Origin of the sequence: Streptomyces sp. NPDC053750 (assembly GCF_044544295.1) — a bacterium.
GTDB lineage: Bacteria > Actinomycetota > Actinomycetes > Streptomycetales > Streptomycetaceae > Streptomyces.
In genome coordinates this window covers 298,352-319,749 of record NZ_JBITXB010000005.1, presented here as the reverse complement: position 1 = coordinate 319,749, position 21,398 = coordinate 298,352, and the positions used below count along the sequence as shown (strand labels likewise).

Sequence of the window (21,398 nt, the reverse complement as noted above, 5' to 3'; positions counted from 1 at the left end):
CTGTCCTCATCGGGTCCGTCCTTCTCGTATGTCTCGTAGGGGGGCGTCGTGCTTCCGGTCTTCTCGGCTGTGGGCTTTTGCCGGCCCGCCGCGCGCCACGCGGCCCGACCGGTTCGGGGCATCGAACTGCGCCGCGAGCAACGCGGCCAGGGCGAGGACGAAGCCGGAGGTCTGCAGCAGGCTCAGTGACTCGCCCAGCGCGGCGCCGATGACGGCCGCGACCATCGGGGACAGCAGGACCAGCGGCGCGGACGCTCCGACCGGCAGCTTTCCGATACCGCGGAACCACAGCGTGGACGCGATCAGTCCGCCCACACTGCCGAGCCACAGGTATCCGCCGGCGGCTCCGGCGTCGATTCGGGGCGGCGCCCCCTCGATCGCGACGGTCAGCGGGAGCAGGAGCAGGCCGCCCGCCGTCAGTTGCCAGCCGGTCAGGGTCAGTGGACCGACACCCGCGGGAAGCCCCCACCGCTTGGTGAGGACGATCCCGGCGGCCATGGTGGCCGTACCGCCGAGGCCGGCGACGACCCCGACGGCGTCCAGCCGGGCCTGCGGCCCCAGTACGACGAGGCCGACGCCGACCACGCCGAGCACTCCCCAGGCCAACCGCCAGGCCGTCGGCCGGTCGTGGAGCAGCGCGACGGCCAACCCGGCGACCAGCAACGGCTGGGTGGCACCGAGGGTGGCGGCGACACCGCCGGGGAGTCGCTCGGCCGCCACGAACAACAGGGGGTACAAGGCACCGATGTTGAGCGCGCCGAGGACGGTGGCCTTCCACCACCAGTCCCCGCGCGGGAGCACGCGGGTGATCGCCAGCGCGAGCAGCCCGCCGGGCAGGGCGCGCAGCATCCCCGCGAACAGCGGATGGCCGGGCGGGAGCAGTTCCGTGGTGACGACGTACGTGGTGCCCCAGGACGCGGGGGCGAGCGCGGTCAGTGCGACGGTGGCCGCCCGCATCCCGTAGCGCGGCGGGCCCGGTGCCCGCTCGGTCGAGGTGTGCATGTGAGGAAGTCTCGGGACGAGCCCCGCCATGAGTCCAACACATGCTTGTCATCACAGCCATGGACCAGAACGATGGATGGGTGGATCTCCAGCAGATGCGCTACGTCGTCGCCGTGGCCGAAACCCGTAACTTCACCCGCGCCGCCGAGCGCTGCTTCGTGGTGCAGTCGTCGCTCAGTCACCGGATCGCCGGTCTGGAGCGGGAACTCGGGGTCAAGCTGTTCGCCCGGTCCAGCCGCCGCGTCGAACTGACCCCTGCGGGAGCGGCGTTCGTCGCCGGTGCGCGCGAGTGCCTGGCCGCCGCCGACCGCGCCGCTGCCGACGCCGCCGCCGCGACCGGCCTGGTACGCGGCCGGCTCGCCGTCGGCGTGATCGTGACCACGGCTGCCGTGGACGTACCGGAGCTGCTGCAGCGGTACCGTGCCCAGCACCCGGACGTCCAGGTCGCCCTCCGTTCGGGACGCAGCGACGAGCTGGCGGCGGCGGTCCGGAACGGCGACCTGGACATCGCCTTCCTCGGCATGCCGGAGAGCGAACGGCCCTCCGGTGTGGAATGCGTGGTTCTCGCTCACGACGAGCACGTGCTGGTGGTGCCGGCGGGACACCGGCTGGCGCACGTTCCCCGGGTCACGCTGCGGGAGATCGCCGACGAGACGTTCGTGGACTTCGTGAGCGGGACGCCCGCCCGGGCCCAGTCCGATCAGGCATTCGCCGCCGCGGGCCTGATCCGCGAGGTCGCGTACGAAGCCGGCGTCGTGGAGCTGATCACCCGGCTGATCGGACGCGGACTCGGCATCGCGCTCCTGCCGTCGGCGTTCATCGCACCGCGGGCCACCGACGACCCGGATCTGGCGCTGGTCCCGATGGCCGGCGGTCCGCGTCGCGTCGAGTACCTGGTGTGGAACCGCTTCAACCCCAGCCCGGCCACCCGGGCGATACTCGACCTCCTCGAGGCCGGACCGCCGATGACAGTGTCCTGACCCGCAAGGGAGCGGCAAACGGCTGCGAGCGGGGCATCTCCCGGCCGACGGCTCGCCCGGCACCGTGGTGTCGCCCGCAGGCAGGCGGGGAACGGGACGGGGGGGTCCCGTGGGGCGGGTGGGCCGCCGCGCGCCCCGGCCGCAGGGCTGGGATGCTGGGCGTAGCGACCGATCCGTGACGTGACCCTGGCGGACTGGGTGGTGAGCGCCGTGGCCGGGACCGACAGGGGAGCGGGACGAGCGGACGAGCCGGTCGTCGTAGGCGTGCCGTGTGCCGATCCCCTCGGGGACCCGTTCTTGCGTACCCGGTTCGTTCTTCCCTCACTCCCGGCCACGTTCCTGCGGCGGCAGCGGCTCGTCGATCATTTCGACCGGGCTCTGCGGACACCGTTGACGCTGGTCAACGGGTCGGCCGGAGCCGGCAAGACGCTGCTGGCCGCCGACTGGGCCGCCGGGCTGCGGCAGCCGGTCGCCTGGCTCACCGTCGAGGCGGGGGACCGGCGCCCCGGGGTCTTCTGGGCGTACGTCTTCGAGTCGCTGCGTGCCTGCGGTGCGCGGGCGTCCGGCGCGGCCGGGGCTCCGGCCGACGCGGACGGGGTGGACCGCGCACTGCTGGCCGCGCTCGCCGCCGAGCTGAACGCCCGTGAACGGCCGGTGGTCCTCGTGCTCGACGAGTACGACCGGATGACCGCACCCGAGGTCGCGCAGCAGTTGGAGTTCGTCCTGCACCACGCCGGGCAGGGGCTGCGCCTCGTCCTCGTCACCCGTACCGAACCGCTGCTTCCGTTGCACCGTTACCGGGCCACCGGCGAGCTGACGGAGATCCGTGGCGCCGAGCTGGCCTTCACCGCGGGGGAGGCCGTGGCGCTGCTGGAGCTGCACGGGCTGCACCTGCCGGTCCACGCCGCGAGCGCCCTGGTGGAGCGCACCCGGGGGTGGGCCGCCGGGCTGCGGCTGTCCGCGCTGGCGGCTCGGGAGAGCGCCGACCCCGAGCTCTATCTCAAGGAGTTCGAGGCGGACCACACCACGGTCGCGGACTTCCTGCTGGCCGAGGTCCTCAAGGGCCGGACGGCCGAGACGCAGGACCTCCTGCTGCGCGTCAGCGTCCTGGAACGCTTCTGCCCCGACCTGGCCGACGCACTGACCCTGCGGACCGACGCCGCGCCCCTCCTCGCCGGGCTGCACCGCGAGAACGCGTTCATCGAGCGGCTCGGACACTCCTGGTACCGGCTGCACCCGCTGTTCCGGGAGATACTCCGGGCCCATCTGCGCGAGCGCCTGCCCGGCCTGGAGCCGGAGCTCCACCGGCGGGCCGCGCGGTGGTTGCGCCGTTCCGGCTTCCTGCCGGAGACGCTGGCGCACTGCGCCGCCGCGGGCGACTGGGACCTCGCCGCCGGGGCCCTCGTCGACGACCTCGCGATCGGCCGGCTCTTCACCGGCCTGCGCTCGGGTGACCTGGCCCAGCTGTTCTCCGGCATGGGGCCCGAGTCCCGCAGCCCGGCGTCGGAGCTGGTGCGGGCCGCCCATGCCCTGTCCCGGCAGGACATCGATCACGGCCTGGAGCGTCTGCGGCGCGCCGAGGACCGTCTGTCCGACGACGGGTCCGGGGCGGCGCAGGTCCGGCTGAGCTGTGCGCTGCTGGAGACGCTGGCCGCCCGGCTGAGCGGGTCTCCCCCGCGCGCGGAGAGGGCCGCCGAGGCGGCCGACGCGCTGCGGGAGGAAGTACCGGCCCACCTCCTGGACAAGCACCCCGAGCTGACCGCGCTCCTGCTCACCCACCTGGGCTCGGCACGGCTGTGGGCCGGGCGTTTCGAGGACGCGCGTGCCGTCCTGACCGGCGTGGCCGGCACTCCGGGCGGGGCGGCCACCGTGCTGCCCCGGGCGGAGTCGATGGGGCACCTGGCCCTTCTCGACTATCTGAACGGCTGGATCGGCCGGGCGGAGCGCAGGGCCCTGGCCGCGGTCTGCGAGGTGGAGCGGGCCGGCCTGCCCCGGCCCGCCGGCGCCGGTCTCGGCCGGCTGGTCCTGGCCGCCGTGGCGGTGGACCGTCACGAACTGGACCGCGCCCAGGCGCTCCTCGACGAGACGGCCACGGCCCGGCTGCCGGCGGGGCAACGCGATCCGGTGCCGGCGGCGGGGCGGGCCATCGCCGCGTCCCGTCTGCTGCTGGACCGGGGCGACGCGCGAGCCGCCGTGGAGGCGGCGCGTCCGGGGGTCCCCGTCGCCGTGGCCTCGCCCTGGGCGACGAGCCACGCGGCGCTCGTCGTCTCCGCCGCCCGTCTGGCCGAGGGCCGGCCGGACAGCGCCGCGCAGGCGCTCCGGGGCGTGTCCGGCGATCTGCCGGTGTGGGCCGTGGAGGCCGCGGCGATCCAGGCCGCCGCGGGGCGCCCCCGGGCCGCCGCCGACCTGCTCGACGGCCTGCGCACCGAGGGCCGGGCCGGGCCCGCGGTGTCGGTGGGGGCGGCGCTCGTGAGGGCGCGGGCCGCCCTGGGGTCGGGAGACGAGGCCACCGCCCGCAGGCTCGTCGCGCGGGCGCTGCTCGACGCCCGGAGGGAGCGGCTGCGGCGTCCGTTCCTCCGGGCCGGGGAGTGGATACGACCGCTGCTGGCCACGCCTGACCTGCACGAGCTGGCCGCGGGCTGGCTCACGGGGGCCGGACCGTCGCGACGCCGGGGTGGGCGGACCCGGTGGCAACCCGGGACCTCGACCTCGGCCTCGGCTCCGCCCCTCGTCGCGGTGGAGCTGAGCGGACGCGAGCGGGACGTGCTGGAGCGGCTGGCCCGGATGATGTCCGCGGAGGAGATCGCCGCCGATCTCTGGGTATCGGTCAACACGGTGAAGACTCACCTGAAGAGCGTGTATCGCAAGCTGGCGGTGAACCGGCGCAACGACGCGGTGCACCGTGCGAGGGACCTCGGACTCCTGTGACCCCGGACTGCTGTGATCTCGGGCTCCTGTGACCCCGGACTGCTGTGATCTCGGGCTGCTGTGACGGGGTCCCGCCGAGCGGCCCTCCCCCCCCCTGGCGGGTGAGGCGCGGGGCGCCCGCATCGGGCGCGAGGGGAGGCGTGAGGGGGGTGAGGTGCATGGAGGGAGGCGTCGGTGTCCAGCAGAGCCGGGGCCGGGCGGGCCACCGGTCGGCGGGCGCGGCAGTCGCCGTCAGCCCGGCTGGTCCACGCAGGAGCCCGCCGGATCGGTACCGGGTCACCTGTACCGGGTGAGGCACGCGCCGGACCCGGCGGCGGACGATCGACGGGAAGGAGAAGGGGCAGAGTGCCGGCCACCCGTCGCCGGAGGGACCGCTCGTGCGTTACGAGATCCGCGTCGAGGGACACCTGTCGGAGACGCTCGCGAACGCGTTTCCGGAGCTGGACCACGTCGTGATGTCCGGCCAGACGGTCCTGTACGGCACGGTCGTGGACGAGGCCCAGCTGTACGGGCTGCTGTCGCGCTGCCAGTCACTGGGGCTGCACGTCATGGAGATGCGGCAGGTGCCCGAGGTCCGGTGACGGGCGGCCGGGCCGCCGCACACTCACCCGCGCAGGGTGAGGCCGTACGCAGTGGCCGTCGGCACCCTGAAGTCGGTACGGCACGGCGGCCGGGCACACGCCCGGGACGGACGACGGAGGACGGACATGAGCGCGCAGACCTACCTGGCGTACGACTACCCGCTGCTGGGCGCCTTCTGGACCATGCTGATGATCTTCCTGTGGATCATGTGGTTCGTCCTGCTCTTCCGGATCGTCGCCGACATCTTCCGTGACGACGAACTGAGCGGCTGGGCGAAGACCGGCTGGCTGGTGTTCTGCATCGTCCTGCCCTTCCTCGGCGTGTTCGTCTACGTGATCGCCCGCGGCAGGAACATGGGCCGCCGGGAGCGGGCGCAGGCACGGGCCCAGCAGGAGGAGTTCAACGCCTACATCAGGAAGACCGCGGCGAGCGACCGGCCCAGCAGCGTCGACGAGCTCGCCAGGCTCTCCGAGATCCGCGACCGGGGCGCCATCACGGACGAGGAGTTCCGCAAGGCCAAGGAACTGGTCCTGAGCGGCCACGGCCCGACGTAGCACCCCCCACCACGAATCGAGGCGCAAGATGACCGCGACACACACCCGGCCGGTGCACACGGCGAGGCAGGACTGGGCGACCGGCCTGACCGCCTTCGCGGCCGTGATGCTCTTCCTGGCCGGCCTGCTCGGCGTCTTCCGGGGCATCATGGCGATCGCCGAGGACGACGTCTTCGTCACGACGCCCAACTACGTCTTCAAGTTCGACCTCACCAGCTGGGGCTGGATCCACCTCGTACTGGGCGCACTCGCCATGCTCGTCAGTTTCGGGCTGTTCAAGACCGCGACGTGGGCACGCGTCGCCGGCGTGACCATCGGCGCACTGGTGATCATCGCCAACTTCCTCTCCATGCCGTACTACCCGGTGTGGTCGATCGTGGCGATCACCATGTCGGGCTTCATCATCTGGGCCCTGACCGTGGTCCATCGCGACACGGTCTGACCTCCACAGGCTGCTTGCGGAAATCGGGCCGCCGGTGATGTCGAGAACGCGTCGGCGGCTCCGTCCTCGGAGTGAACGCGGCCACAATGGGCCGCACCCCACCGAGGAGAAGCACCATGGCCAAGTACCTGTTGCTCAAGCACTACCGCGGCGCCCCGGCGGCCGTGAACGACGTGCCCATGGACCAGTGGACGCCGCAGGAGATCTCGGCGCACATGCAGTACATGCAGGACTTCGCGTCCCGGCTCGAGAAGAGCGGCGAGTTCGTCGACGGCCAGGCGCTCGCCCCCGAGGGAGCGTGGGTCCGCTACGACGGTGAGGGGCGCCCGCCGGTCACCGACGGCCCCTTCGCCGAGACCAAGGACCTCATCGCCGGCTGGATGATCATCGACGTCGACAGCTACGAGCGCGCCGTCGAGCTGGCCGGGGAACTCTCCGCCGCCCCCGGGGCCGGCGGCAGGCCGATCCACGAGTGGCTCGAGGTACGGCCGTTCCTGACCGCGCCGGCCACCACCGTCACCGAGTGACCCCTGTGGTCGACGAGGCCCTGCTGAGGAGCCTCACGCCGAGCGTGCTCGCCGTCCTCGTCCGCCGCGGAGCCGACTTCGCGGCGGCCGAGGACGCCGTGCAGGACGCGCTCGTCGAGGCGGTCCGCGTCTGGCCCGACGATCCCCCGCGGGACGCGAAGGGCTGGCTGGTCACGGTGGCCTGGCGCCGGTTCCTCGACGCGACGCGGGCGGACGCCGCGCGGCGCCGGCGTGAGGACCGCGTCGACGAGGAGCCCGCGCCCGGGCCCACGCCCGCCGTGGACGACACCCTCCAGCTCTACTTCCTGTGCGCCCACCCCTCGCTCACGCCGTCGTCCGCGGTGGCGCTCACGCTGCGTGCCGTCGGCGGGCTCACCACCCGCCAGATCGCCCGGGCCTACCTGGTGCCCGAGGCGACGATGGCGCAGCGCATCAGCCGGGCCAAGCGCACCGTGTCCGGGGTGCGGTTCGACCGGCCCGGTGACGTCGCCACCGTGCTGCGCGTCCTCTACCTGGTCTTCAACGAGGGCTACTCCGGTGACGTCGACCTCGCCGCCGAGGCGATCCGCCTCACCCGGCAGCTCGCGGACCGGGTCGACCACCCGGAGGTGGCGGGGCTGCTCGCGCTCATGCTGCTCCACCTCGCCCGGCGCGCCGCCCGTACCGCGGCCGACGGCAGCCTGGTCCCGCTGGCCGAGCAGGACCGGAGCCGGTGGGACACCGCGTCGATCGCGGAGGGCGTCGAGATCCTTCAGGCGGCCCTCGCCCGCGACCGGCTGGGCGAGTTCCAGGCGCAGGCCGCCGTCGCGGCCCTGCACGCCGACGCGCCCACCGCCGAGGAGACCGACTGGGTGCAGATCGTCGAGTGGTACGACGAGCTGGTGCGACTGACCGACAGCCCGGTCGTCCGGCTCAACCGCGCGGTGGCCGTCGGCGAGGCGGACGGACCGCGCGCCGGACTGGCGGCGCTCGCGGCGCTGGACGACTCGCTGCCCCGCCACGCGGCGGTGGCGGCGTACCTCCACGAGCGCGACGGCGACCTGGCGACGGCGGCACGGCTGTACGCCGAGGCGGCCCGGAAGGCACCCAACCTCGCCGAGCGCGACCACCTGACGCGCCGGGCCGCCCGGATCAACACCCGGCGTCGTCACTGACGGGTCGCGCTCGGCGCGCCTCCGGGGCGCCGGCCGGGTCAGATCAGGCGGAACAGGTCGGCGGCGGCGTGGACGTCGGTGAGGTCCTCGACGCAGCGGAGGTTGTCGCACAGGGCGTCCAGGACCGAGTCGGCCTCGGCGACGCGCGGGGCGCCGACGGCCACGCCGAAGACCCGGAAGCCCAACCGGTGCTTGGCCTCGTTCCAGCCGCGCATCCAGTCCTCGGTGACGCCGCAGTCGTCGTCGGTGATCATCACGATGTCGCCGCGCGCACGGGCGGCGTCGTCGAACTCCTCCTCCAGCAGTTCACGGGCCGCGGTCAGTGGCCGCTGGTAGCTGGTGCCGCCGCCGAGGAAGGTCTCCGCGAAGTCGAGGACTTGGGCGGTGCCGGCGGGCTCGCCGGCCGGGAAGCGGAAGACCTGGAGCTTGTCGGCGGCGGAGAACAGGATGCCGACGAAGTCGCGTCCCGCGTGGCGGGCCTGGTCCAGCAGCGCCAGGGCGCACGCCTTGGCCCACGCCTCCCGGGTGATCCCGCCGGGCCCCGCCTCGTACATCGAGTGCGAGGTGTCGACGCACGCGATGACGGCGCCCTTACCGGTGGTCTGCTCGCCCTGGCTGTCGTAGAGCATCAGTTCCCCGGCGGCGTAGCGGGCGGCGAAGACCGCGCGCAGTGCGGGCAGGCCGAGGTTCGCGAGCTCGGAGGGGATGACGCGGGAGAGGTCGTCGCCGAGCGTGACGCCGACCAGTTCGCCGGTGGCGTTCTCGACCTTGCGGGCGCGCTCGCCGTCGGCCATCTGCCGAAAGCGGCCGATCAGGTCGGCCCACCGGGCGAGACGGCCGGTGCGCAGCCGCTCGGCGAGCCGCGCGCGCCGGTCGAACGGCATCCGCTCCAGCTCGCCGGGGCCCACGCCCCACGCCCGCATCAGCGCGGCCTCCTCGCGGGCGGCCCCGGCCGCCGTGGCCGTGGCGTTCCGCGCGGCGGCACGGACACCGGGGGCCGCCGCCGCGAGGGACGGCGCGGCATCCCGGGCGCCCTGGCGTGCGGCGGCGTCGGCCCGTTCGGCGGCCTCGGCCGTCTGCCGTACGGCGTCGGCGGCCTGGCGTACGGCGTCGGCGGCCGGGGAGGGCGCGGTGCCGTCCCCGTCGGCGGCCTGCCGGAGCGCCTCGTCCGCGGCGGTGGCCGCGTCGTCGGCGGCCTGCCGGGCCTTCCGCGCCGCCTCGGCCCGTTCCCCGGCGTCCCGGGTGCCCTCCAGCATCCGGCGCAGGGCGGGCGCCTGGGCGAGCACGGCCATGGCGGCGGCGTAGGGATCGCCGGCCGTCTCCCGGTGCAGCTCGGCGAAGGCCGGTGACTCCATCAGGGAGGTGACGATCAGGTGGTCGACCAGCCGGGAGGGGTCCATGTCGGCGCGCTCGCGCACCCGGGGACGGGCCTTGTAGGCGGCCAGGAACGCGTCGGTCAGGAGGTCGGTGGCGTGGTCGTGGAGGTCGGTCAGCTCCTCGGCCAGCTCACGCAGGCCGGCCGACTGTACGTAGGTGTCGCGCCAGGTGATCCGGTCGAACCGGTCCGCGACGACGACCGCGGTGTGCCGCCCGGGAGCGGCGACGGGCCCGCTCGACGCCCCGGCCCCACCCACGGCCTGGTCTGCCTCCCCCACGGCCCGGTCAACCTCCCCCACGGCTTGGTCCCCCTGCCCCACGACCCTGTCCCCTTGCCCCATGGCCTGGTCCCCCTGCCTCACGGCCCGGCCCCGTTGCCCCACGACCGGGTCCGCCTAAACCCACAGCCCGATCCCGTTGCCCCACAGCCCGGCCCCCTTGCCCCACCGCCCTGTCCCCCTCCCTCCACGACCCGGCCCCCGTGCCGCGGTTCGGTGGTCAGAGCTGGGTCTGGATCATGCTCGCGTCCATGCCGAGGGCCTCGGTGAGGACGCGGGCGCGGACGGCGCGCTGGCGGCCGGTGACCCGGTCGAGGGCCGTCGTGGAACGGCCCGCGCTCGTCGCCTCCGCACGCAGCTTCTCCAGCCGTTTGCCCGCCATGGCGAGCTGGTTGTGGGCCTTCTTGATGACCCACTCGCTCAGCGCCTCGCGCGACTGCCCGGCCATGGCGTCGAGCTGGGCCTCCAGCTCGTCGATGACGTCGGCCAGGTCGAGCGCCTCCTTGGCGTCGGGGTTGACCAGGTGCAGCACCTCACGCTCGACGGTGGGGCGCTGGGCCGGGGAGTCCCACAGCACGTGTGTCAGCACCGACAGGTCGGACTCGGTGACCTCCGCGCGGCCGTCGAGGTACGCCGACGCCTGGAGCAGGCCCACCGCCTGTCGCCAGCGCCGGTCGGAGGCGACGAGTTCCCTGCGGCGCAGGGCGGCCCGCAGGGTGCACACCGCGTCCACGATCGCGTCGGGGACCTCCACGGCCGGGACGGCCTCGGTCACGGCGTGCTGCAGCGCGGCCAGTTCGACGGTGGTCCGGCGTGGTTCCGCCGGGCGGCCGACGGCGGAGCGGACCAGCGCGGCGAAGTTGGCGGGGTCCTGCAGGTAGCCGACCTCGATGCGCACCAGCAGCCGGTCGTAGATCGCGGCCGAGTCCTCGCCGCCGGGCAGTTCGTTGCTGGCCGTGATGGCCCCGATCAGGGGGCAGCGGATCGGGGCGCCACCGCTCTCGGGGTGGTAGATCCGCTCGTTGAGGTAGCCCAGCGTCTCGTTCAGCGCGGCCGTGGAGCACTTGAAGATCTCGTCGATGAAGGCGACGTGCGCGGTCGTGGCGCGGCCGTCGTAGACCTGGCGGTACTCACCGCGGGCCAGCGCGGCGACGTCGACCGGGCCGAACATCCTGGTCGGCGCGGTGAACTTCGACAGGAGGATCTCCCAGTACGACGCCCCGTCGATCCGGCCCGTGAGTTCCCGGGCCATCTCGGACTTCGCCGTCCCGGGCGGGCCGAGCACCAGGGAGTGGCGGCCGGCCAGCAGCGTCACCACCAGCGTCCGCACCACGTCGGCCCGCTCGTAGAACCGGTCCGCCAGCTCGTCGCCGATCGCCCGCAGCCTCGCGGCCGTGTCCTGCGCCCCCTGCGCGTCCATCTTCGACTCCTCGCCCTTGCCCCGAGCAAGATAGCGCCACCGGGAGGCCCCACCGCGGGGCTTTCGGTCAGGAGCGGCCGTACTCCGCGAGGGCCGGGGTCAGCAGGTCGAAGGCCTGCCGGGCCTCCTGCGTCAAAACCTCCGCGATCTCCGGGTTGGTGCGCCCGGCCAGGGTCAGCTGCTGGATGCGGGTGAACAGGACGCGGTGGACGCCGCCGAGCAGGGCCGCGGCCGTGCGGGGCGTGATGGCGTCGGGCGAGGTGGCCGTCGCCTCGGCCAGGGCCGCGGTCAGCGCCTCCTCTCGCCGGTCGTGCAGGCCGCGCAGGCAGGACGTGAGGGTGGGGCTGTCGGCGATCATGCGGGTGAAGGCGGGGCCGGCGAAGCCCGCGACGGGGTCCTGGGCCGCCACGGCCGCCAGGAAGGCGCGGCGCAGGGCCGTCAGGGGCGTCTCCCCCGGTTCGCGCGCGGCCACGGTGTCGGCGAGCGCGGCGACGAACTCGTCCTGGTGGTCGAGGGCCAGGTCCTCCTTGCGCGGGAAGTAGTTCGTCACCGTCTTCTTGGCGACGCGGGCGGCGTCGGCGATCTCGGCGATCGTCGTGTGCTCGAAGCCCTGCTCGATGAAGAGCCTGGTCGCCTGGTCGGAGATCAGCTGCCGCGTCTCGCGCTTCTTGGTCTCGCGCAGGCCCAGTGCCGGTGTGTTCGGATCCATGGAGAGAATCTTACCTCGGTTGTATTTTTATGTTGACAGGCAACATAGCCCGTGCGTAAAGTTATCTCCGATGAATGAATATTTCGAGGGGAGCGGCACTGGCGACGGCGCCGTCATCTACGTGCACGGGGGCGGGTTCGCCCACACCGCACCGGAGGCCGAGCGGGCCCTCGCCCGCCGACTGTTACGGGCCACCGGGCGGCGCGTCCTGCGGGTGGACTACCGGCTGGCGCCCGCCCATCCGTACCCGGCGGCGCTCGAGGACGTCCTCGCCGCCTGGCGGAGCGTGCTGGACCAGGGCGTTCCGGCCGCGCGCGTGGCGTTCTTCGGCGAGTCGGCGGGGGCGACGCTCGTCCTGTCCGCCCTGCTGGAGATCGAGCGGACCGGCGGGCCACGGCCCGAAGCCGCCGTCGTCGTCTCGCCCGTCACCGACCTGGCCCTCACCGGCGACTCCCTGACGGCCAACGACGGCAAGGACGTCATCGACCGGACCGTCCTCACCTCCGTCTGCGCCCAGTACCTCGCGGGCGCGGACGCCACCGAAGCGCCGCAGTCACCGCTGTACGGCGATCTGCGCGGGCTGCCGCCGCTGCTCGTCGCGGTCGGCGGGGACGAGGTGCTGCTGGACGACGCCCGCCGGTTCGCGCGGGCCGCGCAGGACGCCGGGGTGAGCGTGACCCTGCGCGTCCACGAGGGCATGAAGCACGCGTTCCACCTCTCCGAGGACGACGGCGCCCCACTGTTCGAGGAGGTCGGGCGCCTACTCGCCGACCCCGGCACCGAGCCCGACGCCAAGTCGGATCCCGACCCCGACCCCACCCCCGCTCCCTCCCTCACCCCCTCCCCCGTACGCGAGTTCACCGTCAGCGGCCCCGAGGCCGGCCCCTACGCCCTCGCCGAAGGGCCGGACGGCGCCCTCTGGTTCACCCTCGTCCACCAGGGCGCCGTCGCCCGCCGGGACCCGGGCGACGGGAGCGTCACCGTCCACCCGGTCGGGGACGGGCCGACCGTCATCGCGCGGGGGCCGGACGGGGCGATGTGGTTCACCGAGTACCGGGCGCACCGCATCGGCCGCCTCTCCCCCGACGGCACCTACTCCTCCTTCACGCCCCCGACCCCCGAGGGCGGACCGTTCGGGATCGTCGCCGGGCCGGACGGGGCGATGTGGTTCACCCTCTCGTCCGCCGACCGGATCGGCCGGATCACCATGGACGGCGAGATCACCGAGTACCCGGCGCCCGGCGCCTTCCCGTCCGCCATCGCGGCCGGCCCGGACGGCGCCCTGTGGTGCACCCTCAACCAGCACAACGCCGTAGGACGGCTCACCACCGACGGCCACGGCACCGCCCACCCCCTGCCGACCGAGGGCGCCGCCCCGGTGGGCATCGCCGCGGGACCCGACGGGGCGCTGTGGTTCACCGAGATCGGCGCCGGACGGATCGGCCGGATCACCGTCGACGGCACCGTCACCGAGCACCCGCTGCCCGACCCGGCGGCCCGGCCGCACGCGGTCACGGCCGGGCCCGACGGCGCGCTCTGGTTCACCGAGTGGGGCAGCGGCCGGGTCGGCCGGATCACCGTCGACGGCCGCATCACCTCGTACGCGCTCTCCCGCCCCGACAGCGAACCGCACGGCATCGCCGTGCACGACGGCGCCCTGTGGTGCGCCCTGGAAACCGGCTCCCTGGCCAGAATCGAGGTCACCGCATGACCGGTCCCGCCGCCGCTCCCGACCCCGGCGTCCTCCACCCGCTCGCGCAGCATCCGCGGGTCGTCCTCCTCAAGCCGCTCGTCACCGACGAGCGCATCCAGGTCGGCGACTTCACCTACTACGACGATCCCGACGACGCCACCGCCTTCGAGACCCGCAACGTGCTCTACGCCTACGGGCCGGAGAAGCTGATCATCGGCAAGTACTGCGCGATCGCCTCCGGCACCCGGTTCCTGATGGCCGGGGCCGAGCACCCCACCATGGGCGTGTCGACCTTCCCGTTCACCATGTTCGGCGGCGCCTGGGCCGAGGCCACCCTCGACCTCGTCACCACCATGCCCAGCCGCGGCGACACGGTCGTCGGCAACGACGTGTGGTTCGGCTACGGCGCCACCGTGATGCCCGGCGTGCGCATCGGGGACGGGGCGATCATCGCCGCGGGCTCGCTGGTCACCGGCGACGTCCCCCCGTACACCGTCGTCGGCGGCAACCCGGCCCGGCCCATCCGCGCCCGGTACGACGCCGAGGACGTCGAGCGGCTCCAGCGGGCCGCGTGGTGGGACTGGCCGATCGAGCTGGTCACCCGCCACGTCAGGACGATCATGTCGGGCAGCCCGGCCGACATCGAGACCATCGCGACCAAGGAGAACCTCGCTTGACCGACCGGACGCACTCCCCCGCCCACTCCGCCCACTCCGCCGGTTCCGCCGGTTCCGCCTACGACGCCGCCGCCGAGTTCGACCGGCAGGTCCACACCCTCACCGCGCTCGGCTACCCGGCGCTCGGCGGGCGCACCCCGGAGCAGTTCGCCGAGCTGGTGGCGCCGCTGCGCGCCGAGGCCGTGGCCCACGCGGGTGACCCGGGCCAGGAGTACGACCCCGCCGTCACCGGACGGGTGCCGTTCGTCCTGGTCGTCAGCCGCGAGCTCGCCCCGGTCGAGCGGACCATGCCGCTGACCGCACTGCACGGCGGCCGGCTGCCCGGCTTCGTCGACCGCACCTTCGAGCCCGGCTCCCTGGAACGGTTCGTCGCCACCAAGGAGGCCGAGCCGCCCGGCCGGGACGGTGTCCACCTGCTGTTCGACGTCGAACGCGGGGAGGAGTTCTGCGGTGTCGTGCCGAACGACGCGATGGCCACCGTCGCCGAGCGGGGGCGCGGTCTGCTCACCATCGAGGAGGGCATCGCGCTGATGACCCACGTCCCGCAGCTCCTGGTCAAGAACAAGTGCTTCTCGCTGGGCGGTTCACGCTCCGGCGACCGCCGGGTCCCGGCGATCTGGATCAGCCAGAAGGCCCCGAAGCTCGGCTGGTGCTGGGAGGGCAACCCGCACACCTGGCTCGGCATGGCGTCCGCGGGCTCCCGCCGCGCCTGAGCGCACCCCCCGCACCGCTGTCGTCCGGGACGGCCGCGCTCACCCCCGTGGGCCGGCCGTCCTGCCTAGGCAGGGGTTCACCCCGGCCGGCGTGCTCCGGCAGGTCTTGACCCAATCGAGGCCGGGCGGCCGGCCGGTCCGTCCCGGCAGCACATCTACGCTGCTGCCGTGAACGACGCCGCCCTGCCCGGGCCTGCCGCCCGCCACCGTCGCGGCACCCCGGTCGACACCGTGGTCCGCCGCCTCGCCGACCTGCTGGGGCCGGGCCTCCTGTGGTGCGGGCCCGTCACCGAGGTGCGCGACCTCGTCATCGCCGAGCCGGGCGAACCACTCGACGGCCCGCCCGACGACGTCGACTCCGACGACGTCGGCTCCGGCGACGGCATCTCCGGCGCCCTCGTCCTCGCGGTCGGCGCGCGCGGCCCCGAGGCCGCCGCGATGGTGACGGCGGCCGGTGCCGCGGGCGCCGCGGCCGTCGCCGTACGCCTGCCCGTGCCGGCCGCTCCGGACACGGACGAGCACCCGCCCGCGGACCCACCGGAACCCGCGGGCGCCCTCCCCCGGGGCGTGCGGGCGGCCGCCGAACGCGCCGGGATCGCCGTACTCGGCATTCCCGCCGGGGTGCGCTGGGACCGGGTGGCGGCCGAGGCCCGCACGGTGCTGGACCACGGGCGGGGCGCCTTCGGGCTCGGGCCGGACCGGAGCGGTGACCTGTTCTCGCTGGCCCAGACCGTGGCGACGCTGACCGGGGGCCTGGTCAGCATCGAGGACGCGGCGCACCGGGTGGTGGCCTACGCGGGTTCCGGCGACGAGGCCGACGAGCTGCGCCGGCTGTCCGTACTGGGCCGCAGCTGCCCGGAGCCGTATCTGGCGCTGCTGCGGAAGCTCGGCGTGCACCGCCGGCTGCGGGCGGGCGACGAGGTCGTCGAGGTCGCGGAGCACCTGGAGCTGGGGGCGCGCGCCCGGCTGGTGATCGGCGTCAACTCCGGGCGGCGGCCCCTGGGATCAATCTGGGTGCAGGAGGGCGCCCGGCCGCTGGCCGAGCGGGCGCCCGAGATGCTGCGCGGCGCGGCCCGGCTGGCCGCCCCGCACCTCGTCGACCACTACTTCCAGGGCGACGCACGGACCCGGCTGGCCTCCCGCGAGGAACTCAGCCACGGCCTGCTGACCGGCCGCTTCGACGCCGCCGCGCTCGCGGCCCACCTGGGCATCGATCCGTCCGCGGGCGCGGACGTCCTCGCCGTCGACCTGCGCGAGCCCACCGGCGAGAACGGCACCGGCCACTGGGCGGCCCAGCGCGCCGAGGCGGCGGGGATCATCTCCGTGCACGCCGCCGCACACCGGAAGAACGCCCTCGTCGTCCAGGCCTGCGGCCAGATCTACGCCATCCTTCCGGCGCCTCCGGCCGGATCGGGCGCCGACGCCGAGGGCCCGCTGCTGCGCTGGACCGGCGACCTGGTGACCACGTTGCGCCGGCTGACCGGGACCGGCGTCCAGGCGGTCCTCGCCGGTCGGGCGGAACGCCTGGCCGACATCCCGGCCGTCAAGCTGCGCGGGCACCGGGCACTGCTGTTGCTGGCCCGCACCCCCGGCGTCCCGGTCGGCACCCACACCCGGCTCACCCCGGCGCTGCTGGTGCGCGACACGCTCGACCTGCTCGCCGGGGCCCCGGGCATCCGCTTCCCGGCGGTGGCCGACCTGGTCGTCCGCGACCGCGAGCAGGGCACCGACCTGGCCCGGTCGCTGCTGCTCTACCTGGACGCCTTCGGCGACGTCGGCGCGGTGGCCCAGCACCTCAACGTGCACCCCAACACACTGCGTTACCGGGTGCGCAGGGCCGTGGCGCTGACCGGGCTCGACCTGGACGACCCGGAGCACCGGCTGGCCGCCGCCCTCCAGCTGCGCCTGGACCTCGACGGACACGAGCGCGAGGCCACGGCCTTCCCGGCGCCCTGAGGCCCGGCCCGGTCCGACCGCCCTGCCCGACCGCCCTGTCCGGTCGCCCTGTCCGGTCGAACAGGACGAGGGGCCGAGCGCTGTCCGGGCGGACAAGAACCGGGCCGATGACGTCGGCTTACGTTCACACCCTGTTCGCGTTCTGCGACGGCGTCCTTGTCCCTCACCGCTCCGGAGGCCCCTCATGCCGTCATCCGCATCCCCTGGCACCCCCCAGTCCGGACCCCCCGCCCCGGCAACGCCCCCGGCCTGCGCACCTGAGGAGCAGGGCTCCTCGGACATGCGCCGGGTCGCCACCGCCAGCTTCATCGGCACGGCCATCGAGTTCTACGACTACTACATCTACGGAACCGCCGCCGCCCTCGTCCTCAACGACGCCTTCTTCCCCGAACTGTCCGAGACCGCCGGCACCCTCGCCACCCTGTCGACCTTCGCGGTCGGCTTCGCCGCGCGGCCACTGGGCGCGGCGATCTTCGGCCACTTCGGCGACCGCGTCGGCCGCAAGGCCGTCCTCGTCGTCTCGCTGCTGATGATGGGCCTGTCCACGGGCGTCATCGGGCTCCTGCCCGGATACGACACCCTGGGCGTGGCCGCCCCGATCCTGCTGGTGCTCCTCCGCGTGATCCAGGGCCTCGGACTGGGCGGCGAGTGGGGCGGCGCCGCACTGCTCGCCGTCGAGCACGCGCCGAAGGGCAAGCGGGGCCTGTACGCCGCCGCCCCGCAGATGGGCTCGCCCGTCGGCTACTTCGCCGCGACCCTCACCTTCCTCATCATGTCCTCGGTGCTCGACGACGACGCCTTCGACAGCTGGGGCTGGCGCATCCCGTTCCTGATCTCCTTCGTGCTGGTGGCCGTCGGCCTGGTGATCCGGCTGCGGATCGCCGAGACCCCGGCCTTCTCGAAGGTCACCGAACAGCGTGAGACGGCCAAGGCGCCCCTGCTGGAGGCGTTCCGTGTGCACCCGAAGGAGATCCTGCTCGGCGCCGGCATGATCACGGTCGTGTACGTCATGTTCTACACGGCGGCCACCTACTGCATGACGTACACCACCGACGACCTCGGTATCCCGAAGAACGACATGCTGCTGCTGACCCTGGTCGCCGTCGCGGTCCTCGGCGTCTCGACGTACGTCGTGGCCCGCTGGTCGGACAGCATCGGCCGCCGCAAGCTGATCATCGGCGGCGCCGTCTTCGGCATCGTGTGGGGCGCGGTCCTCTTCCCGCTCCTCGACACCGAGAACTACGTCCTCATCGCGGTCGCCCTCAGCGGAGCCCTGCTGTGCATGGGCATCATCTACGGCCCGGCCGGCGCCTACATGCCCGAACTGTTCGGCACCCGTATGCGCTACTCCGGCGCCGGTTTCTCCTACAACCTCGGCGGAGTCCTCGGCGGCGCTGCCGCACCCCTGATCGTGACGGCCCTCGCCGAGAACTACAGCGCGACGGTGGGCGGCTGGTTCATGAGCGCCATGGCCCTCCTCTCCCTGCTCTGCGTCCTGGCCCTGCCGGAGACGAAGGACAGGGACCTCGACGCGGTCTGAGGGAGCGCGGGGCTAGCATCCGCTCCATGACGACCTCACAGAACACGCAGCCCCACGACGGCCTCCCCCTCGACGTAGAGATCGGCGCCCTGCAGGGCGGGGCCGCCGACCTCTCCCAGTACGCCGGCCGGGTGGTCCTCGTGGTCAACGTGGCCTCCAAGTGCGGGCTGACCCCGCAGTACGCCGGCCTGGAGCGGCTGCACGAGCGGTACGCGGAGCAGGGCCTCACCGTGCTCGGCGTGCCGTGCAACCAGTTCATGGGGCAGGAGCCGGGCAGCGCCGACGAGATCGCCGAGTTCTGCTCGGCGACGTACGGCGTCACCTTCCCGATGACCGAGAAGGTGGACGTCAACGGGGAGGGCCGGCACGCGCTGTACGACCGGCTGACCGGCTTCGCCGACGCCGAGGGGCACAGCGGTGACATCCGCTGGAACTTCGAGAAGTTCCTGATCGGCCGGGACGGCAAGGTCGCCGCCCGGTTCGCCCCGCAGACCGAGCCGGAGGCGGCGGAGGTCGTGGCGGCCGTGGAGGAGCAGCTGGCCGGTTGAGTCGGAGGCCGGTTGACCTTGCCCCTGGGGCAGGCCCGAGGGTCGTCGTCGCCGGGCGGAACAGGCCGCCCGGTGACGGAGGATGACGCTGTGGACGATGCACGCGACGACGAGTTGCTGACCATCGGGGCGTTCGCCGCGCGGGCCCGGCTGTCGGCCAAGGCCCTGCGCCTGTACGACCGCCTGGGCCTGCTGGCGCCCGCCCATGTGGACGGGACCACCGGCTACCGCTACTACCGCGCCGAACAGACCGAGCGCGCCCGTCTGGTGGCGCTGCTGCGCCAGTTGGACATGCCGCTCGCGCGGGTCGCCGAGGTGGTCCGCGCGGACGGGGTCGAGGCGGCGGGGCTGCTCGACGCCTACTGGGCCGGGATCGAGGCCCGGGTGGCCGGGCAGCGGACGCTCACCGACTACCTCCGTGCACGACTGTCGGGGAGGAGCTCCGAGATGTACGGAAAGTTCGTGGTCGAGACGGTGGACGTGCCCGAGCAGGTGGTGATCAGCGAGACGCGGCACACGCTGGCGGACGAGCTGCCGACGTGGATCGGCGCCTCGCTGACCCGGTTGGAGGAGGCGGCCCGGGACTGCGGGGGTGTGACGGCGCCGCCGTTCGTCGTCTACCACGCCGAGGTGTCGACGGAGAGTGACGGCCCCGCGGAGTCGTGCGTGCCGGTCGCCGACGAGGCGGCGGCACGGTCGTGGGTCGAAGGTCGGGGACGGGCCTGGCAGTCACAGGTACGGGTGGAGCCGGCCCGGCGGCTGGCCCGCACCCGGATCACCAAGGCGCAGGTGGCCCATCCGCAGATCCTGGCGGCTTTCGAGGCGGTGGAGGAGTGGGTCGCCGCTCAGGGTCTGACGGTGGCGGGGCCGTGTCGTGAGGTGTACTTCGCCGACTGGGAGGCAGCGGGACCCGAGGACCCGGTGTGTGATGTGGCGTTCCCGGTGAGGTGAGACAGCTCCCCCGTGAGACAGAGCCCTCTCGGCAAGGTCGGCGAACTGGTCGAGAGGGCTCCGCCGGCAGGGCCGACGGCGCGTGGGGCCGTTACTTCTTGACCGAGGTCACGAAGGCGTTCCACGCGTCGGCGGGGAAGGCCAGCACCGGGCCCGCGGGGACCTTGGAGTCGCGGACGGCGAGGGCCGCCACGACCGGTGACTTGACCTCGACGCACGCGCCGTTGCCTCCGGAGTAGGAGGACTTGGTCCACGATTCCTGGGCGCCCTGAAGAATTGCCATGTCTGCTCCGATGGCGAGTCGTTGAGTGTGGTTTACGCCAATGACGCGTGATCTTTGGCGTGATCGACGCTACTCGCTGTCCTCGCCCCACGGAGCCGTCATTCACCCGACCGGATGGCATATTCCAGGTGAGTCTTCCAGTGCAACCTGGCGGGGGTGTAGCATCCCGCCCCCGCCTCCCCAGGAGTCTCAGCGCGCGTAATCCTTGGCCACGTCCTCGATGCGCTGCCGCGACTGCTCCACGTTCAGCGCCTGCGCCCGCAAGTGCTCGTACATCACCGTGTACTTCTGCACGTCCTGCGCCTTCTCCAGGTACAGGTCGCTGGTGACGCCCTCGATGTACACGACGCTCGAGTCGGCCGCGTCGGCGAACTCCAGGATCGAGTACTGGCCGTTGATGCCGGGGTGCGCCCCGACGTCGAACGGCAGCACCTGCACGGTGATGTGCGGCAGCTGCGACATCTCGGCGACGTGCTCCAGCTGCTCCCGCATCACCTGAGGGCTGCCCACCACCCGGCGCAGACAGGCCTCGTCGAGAACCACCCACAGCCGCAGCGGGTTGCTGTCGGCGGAGATGCGCTCCTGCCGCCGTATCCGGACCTGGACCCGTTTCTCGATGTCGGCGACCGACGTCTCGGGCAGGGCGCCCTGGATGAGCGCCTCGGCGTAGGGCCGGGTCTGCAGCAGGCCGGTGATGATCTGGGGCTCGTAGGTCCGCAGCGACTCCGCGTCGGTCTCCAGGCCGATGTAGACGCTGTACGGGATGTCCCCGAAGGCGTGCCACCAGCCCTGCTGGCGCGAGTCCTTCGCCATCTGCATCAGCGAGTCGACGATCCGCTGGTCCTCGACCTCGTAGACCCCGCACAGGTCGCGGACGTCCCGCTGGCTGATGCTGCGCCGGCCGTTCTCCAGGCGGCTGATCTTCGACTGCGAGACCAACAGCCGCTCCGCCACCTCCTCGGCCGTCATGCCCTTGAGCTCACGGAGCCGGCGCAGCTCCTGGCCCAGCCGGCGCCGCCTGACGGTGGGATTGACATTGGACGCCACGGAACGTGCACCTCCGGCTGCGTGACTCACACTGTGC

At 73.5% G+C, this 21,398-nt stretch carries 20 protein-coding genes and 1 pseudogene; 15 read left to right on the top strand and 6 right to left on the bottom strand.

Annotation, left to right across the window (positions count from 1 at the left end; genetic code table 11):
• Positions 1 to 6: 6 nt before the first annotated feature.
• Positions 7 to 1,002, bottom strand: a complete 996-nt coding sequence (locus ACIGO6_RS17320; RefSeq protein WP_399876594.1) for an EamA family transporter — start codon at positions 1,000 to 1,002, stop codon at positions 7 to 9.
• Positions 1,003 to 1,082: 80 nt separating this feature from the next.
• Here ACIGO6_RS17320 and ACIGO6_RS17315 point away from each other — a divergent pair, with 80 nt between their 5' ends.
• From ACIGO6_RS17315 to ACIGO6_RS17285, 7 genes are all read left to right on the top strand, one after another.
• Positions 1,083 to 1,982 (top strand): LysR family transcriptional regulator, encoded by a 900-nt coding sequence (locus tag ACIGO6_RS17315; protein ID WP_399877021.1) that lies wholly within the window; start codon positions 1,083 to 1,085, stop codon positions 1,980 to 1,982.
• Between the two features lie 210 nt (positions 1,983 to 2,192).
• On the top strand, positions 2,193 to 4,910 hold the full coding sequence (locus tag ACIGO6_RS17310) for a LuxR C-terminal-related transcriptional regulator (protein ID WP_399877018.1): 2,718 nt from the start codon (positions 2,193 to 2,195) through the stop codon (positions 4,908 to 4,910).
• A gap of 377 nt (positions 4,911 to 5,287) precedes the next feature.
• A complete protein-coding gene (locus tag ACIGO6_RS17305) occupies positions 5,288 to 5,491 on the top strand; it encodes a hypothetical protein (RefSeq protein WP_399876591.1) in 204 nt (67 codons plus the stop codon).
• 126 nt (positions 5,492 to 5,617) lie between these two features.
• Entirely contained in the window at positions 5,618 to 6,046 is a 429-nt protein-coding gene (locus ACIGO6_RS17300) for an SHOCT domain-containing protein (RefSeq protein WP_399876590.1), read from the top strand.
• A 28-nt stretch (positions 6,047 to 6,074) separates the two neighbouring features.
• The gene (locus ACIGO6_RS17295) at positions 6,075 to 6,488 is read left to right on the top strand and encodes a hypothetical protein (RefSeq protein WP_399876589.1); all 414 of its coding nucleotides are present in this window, start codon (positions 6,075 to 6,077) and stop codon (positions 6,486 to 6,488) included.
• 116 nt (positions 6,489 to 6,604) lie between these two features.
• Positions 6,605 to 7,015 carry a YciI family protein gene (locus tag ACIGO6_RS17290; RefSeq protein ID WP_399876586.1) on the top strand — a complete coding sequence of 137 codons (411 nt, stop codon included), beginning with the start codon at positions 6,605 to 6,607 and terminating at the stop codon, positions 7,013 to 7,015.
• On the top strand, positions 7,012 to 8,169 hold the full coding sequence (locus ACIGO6_RS17285; RefSeq protein ID WP_399876584.1) for an RNA polymerase sigma factor: 1,158 nt from the start codon (positions 7,012 to 7,014) through the stop codon (positions 8,167 to 8,169). Before ACIGO6_RS17290 ends, ACIGO6_RS17285 begins: the two co-directional genes overlap by 4 nt.
• Positions 8,170 to 8,207: 38 nt before the next feature.
• Here ACIGO6_RS17285 and ACIGO6_RS17280 read toward each other — a convergent pair whose 3' ends face one another.
• From ACIGO6_RS17280 to ACIGO6_RS17270, 3 genes are all read right to left on the bottom strand, one after another.
• Positions 8,208 to 9,887 carry a VWA domain-containing protein gene (locus ACIGO6_RS17280; protein ID WP_399876582.1) on the bottom strand — a complete coding sequence of 560 codons (1,680 nt, stop codon included), beginning with the start codon at positions 9,885 to 9,887 and terminating at the stop codon, positions 8,208 to 8,210.
• Positions 9,888 to 10,044: 157 nt separating this feature from the next.
• On the bottom strand, positions 10,045 to 11,244 hold the full coding sequence (locus tag ACIGO6_RS17275; RefSeq protein ID WP_399876581.1) for an AAA family ATPase: 1,200 nt from the start codon (positions 11,242 to 11,244) through the stop codon (positions 10,045 to 10,047).
• 67 nt (positions 11,245 to 11,311) lie between these two features.
• The gene (locus ACIGO6_RS17270) at positions 11,312 to 11,953 is read right to left on the bottom strand and encodes a TetR/AcrR family transcriptional regulator (protein WP_399876578.1); all 642 of its coding nucleotides are present in this window, start codon (positions 11,951 to 11,953) and stop codon (positions 11,312 to 11,314) included.
• On the opposite strand from ACIGO6_RS17270, the pseudogene ACIGO6_RS17265 reads away from it, so the two are divergent.
• From ACIGO6_RS17265 to ACIGO6_RS17230, 8 genes and pseudogenes are all read left to right on the top strand, one after another.
• Positions 11,862 to 12,656 (top strand): annotated as a pseudogene (locus tag ACIGO6_RS17265) (alpha/beta hydrolase); the annotation flags it as partial. The gene ACIGO6_RS17270 and the pseudogene ACIGO6_RS17265 overlap by 92 nt on opposite strands.
• A gap of 36 nt (positions 12,657 to 12,692) precedes the next feature.
• Entirely contained in the window at positions 12,693 to 13,664 is a 972-nt protein-coding gene (locus ACIGO6_RS17260) for a virginiamycin B lyase (protein WP_399877015.1), read from the top strand.
• The gene (locus ACIGO6_RS17255) at positions 13,661 to 14,323 is read left to right on the top strand and encodes a CatB-related O-acetyltransferase (protein WP_399876577.1); all 663 of its coding nucleotides are present in this window, start codon (positions 13,661 to 13,663) and stop codon (positions 14,321 to 14,323) included. Before ACIGO6_RS17260 ends, ACIGO6_RS17255 begins: the two co-directional genes overlap by 4 nt.
• The gene (locus ACIGO6_RS17250) at positions 14,320 to 15,036 is read left to right on the top strand and encodes a DUF5701 family protein (protein ID WP_399876575.1); all 717 of its coding nucleotides are present in this window, start codon (positions 14,320 to 14,322) and stop codon (positions 15,034 to 15,036) included. Before ACIGO6_RS17255 ends, ACIGO6_RS17250 begins: the two co-directional genes overlap by 4 nt.
• A 168-nt stretch (positions 15,037 to 15,204) precedes the next feature.
• Positions 15,205 to 16,992 (top strand): PucR family transcriptional regulator, encoded by a 1,788-nt coding sequence (locus tag ACIGO6_RS17245; RefSeq protein WP_399876572.1) that lies wholly within the window; start codon positions 15,205 to 15,207, stop codon positions 16,990 to 16,992.
• A 280-nt stretch (positions 16,993 to 17,272) separates the two neighbouring features.
• The gene (locus ACIGO6_RS17240) at positions 17,273 to 18,532 is read left to right on the top strand and encodes an MFS transporter (RefSeq protein WP_399876570.1); all 1,260 of its coding nucleotides are present in this window, start codon (positions 17,273 to 17,275) and stop codon (positions 18,530 to 18,532) included.
• A 26-nt stretch (positions 18,533 to 18,558) separates the two neighbouring features.
• Positions 18,559 to 19,080, top strand: coding sequence for a glutathione peroxidase (locus ACIGO6_RS17235; protein WP_399876567.1), 522 nt, complete (start codon positions 18,559 to 18,561; stop codon positions 19,078 to 19,080).
• 90 nt (positions 19,081 to 19,170) lie between these two features.
• Positions 19,171 to 20,031 (top strand): MerR family transcriptional regulator, encoded by an 861-nt coding sequence (locus ACIGO6_RS17230; protein WP_399876565.1) that lies wholly within the window; start codon positions 19,171 to 19,173, stop codon positions 20,029 to 20,031.
• 91 nt (positions 20,032 to 20,122) lie between these two features.
• Here ACIGO6_RS17230 and ACIGO6_RS17225 read toward each other — a convergent pair whose 3' ends face one another.
• Both ACIGO6_RS17225 and ACIGO6_RS17220 read right to left on the bottom strand, forming a co-directional pair.
• Positions 20,123 to 20,314 (bottom strand): DUF397 domain-containing protein, encoded by a 192-nt coding sequence (locus tag ACIGO6_RS17225; RefSeq protein WP_399876563.1) that lies wholly within the window; start codon positions 20,312 to 20,314, stop codon positions 20,123 to 20,125.
• A gap of 189 nt (positions 20,315 to 20,503) precedes the next feature.
• The gene (locus tag ACIGO6_RS17220; protein WP_399876562.1) at positions 20,504 to 21,361 is read right to left on the bottom strand and encodes a helix-turn-helix domain-containing protein; all 858 of its coding nucleotides are present in this window, start codon (positions 21,359 to 21,361) and stop codon (positions 20,504 to 20,506) included.
• Positions 21,362 to 21,398: the final 37 nt, after the last annotated feature.